2 protein-coding genes are annotated in these 1,544 nt (G+C 40.3%); both read left to right on the top strand.

All coding sequences use genetic code 11. From position 1 onward, the window contains the following. The first annotated feature begins 92 nt into the window (after positions 1-92). Positions 93-1,244, top strand: coding sequence for an IS91 family transposase (locus FYJ75_RS14240; RefSeq protein WP_154431062.1), 1,152 nt, complete (start codon positions 93-95; stop codon positions 1,242-1,244). Positions 1,245-1,284: 40 nt separating this feature from the next. After that, a complete protein-coding gene (locus tag FYJ75_RS14375; protein ID WP_195839044.1) occupies positions 1,285-1,458 on the top strand; it encodes a hypothetical protein in 174 nt (57 codons plus the stop codon). Positions 1,459-1,544: the final 86 nt, after the last annotated feature.

Raw genomic sequence — 1,544 nt, 5'->3', positions numbered from 1 at the left:
ATAAAAAATAGGCTTCGCCTATTCAACTCCCCTGCCCCTCAATCTTGAGGGGTGGGGTTTTCTTTTGCTTCATTTTTCTACATAATAGACATATGAATATCTTACAAACAATCTTTACAGACTATTATGAAGAAATCAAATATACTCTTCATCCCAGACCTTCTGAGATGGAAAATATCGAAAAAATGATCAACTGTGGGGATCCTTCTTTTGGTGGCGCTATGTATGGCTGCCCACACTGTGGAAAACTTAAGTTCGTTCCTTTTCGCTGCCACAGCCGTTTCTGCCCCACCTGCGGTAACAAGTATTCTATGGATCGTACTACGTCCATGTCTTTTAAACTGATTAACGTCCCGCACAGACACTGTGTCTTCACGATTGATGAAAATCTCCGTGATTTTTTTCTTCAAGACAGAACTCTGCTTCATTGCCTTTTCCATTCTGTTGCCAGCGTTGTTTCCCGTATGTTCTTTAAAATGAATAAATCCAGAAATTTCACTCCTGGCTATATCATGGTTCTTCATACTTTTGGCAGGGATCTCAAATGGAATCCACACATTCACTGTCTGATTTCCGAAGGTGGCTACAGCGATGACGGGGTTTGGCGACATATCACACACTTTAATTATACATACCTCCGAAATGCTTTTCGTACCGCATTACTTAACGAAATGGAAAGTCTGCTTGACCCCTCTTTCAAGAAGGTCAAAGCCTTATGTTATTCAAAACACAAACAAGGCTTCTATGTATATGCCAAGCCTAATAAATGCGATCCTAAAACCGTAGTGAAATATATCGGACGCTATCTTGGTCGACCAGTTATAGCTACATCACGAATTGATAAATATGACGGTGAGTTCGTTACCTTCCATTACAATCGCCACGAAGACGAAAAGTATGTCGAAGAAACTCTCCCTGCTATAGATTTCATAAAACGGTTAATCAGACACATCCCTGAAAAGCACTTTAAAATGATTCGATATGGTGGAATCTATGCCCGCCACCGTGAAATTGACAAGCATCTGCATCGTGCTATAGCGAAAGAAAAACATCGCGTTTTTCGTAGTTTCAATCAGTGGCGTATCGCTATTCTTTCTTCTTTTGGTTATGACCCTTTACAATGTCCTGATTGCAAACACAAAATGGAGTTTCTTGAGCTCTACTACAATCATCAGCGCGTTTCTCTCGAAGAACTTTACGAGAAAGCAATGTCCAAATCTCGTGGAAAACGTTCCTCCGCATGAATTCTAATGATATAATCTCTCTGAAAGGAGATTTCCATTTATGAAACCTGATATCGAGGAACTGCGCAGAAAATACATTGAAAATCCCCCAGAAGGTATGACATCCAAGGACATTCGCCATATGAGCGAGGATGAACTTCTGGATATGGATTATTTCTTAAATGATGACGAACTTGATGACGATTTCGGTGAAGAAGGTTTCTACATCTTCTAAACTGACAATCGTTTATTTGTCATGCTCGCCTTTGTGCGGGCTATTTTCAATTCAACAGAACGCCAAAGGCGATCTTTCCTATAAAG

The sequence above is a fragment of the Roseburia porci genome (genome assembly GCF_009695765.1).
Classification (GTDB): domain Bacteria; phylum Bacillota; class Clostridia; order Lachnospirales; family Lachnospiraceae; genus Roseburia; species Roseburia porci.
The sequence above is the reverse complement of the archived record's forward strand: the minus strand, read 5'-3'. Positions and strand labels throughout refer to the sequence as shown.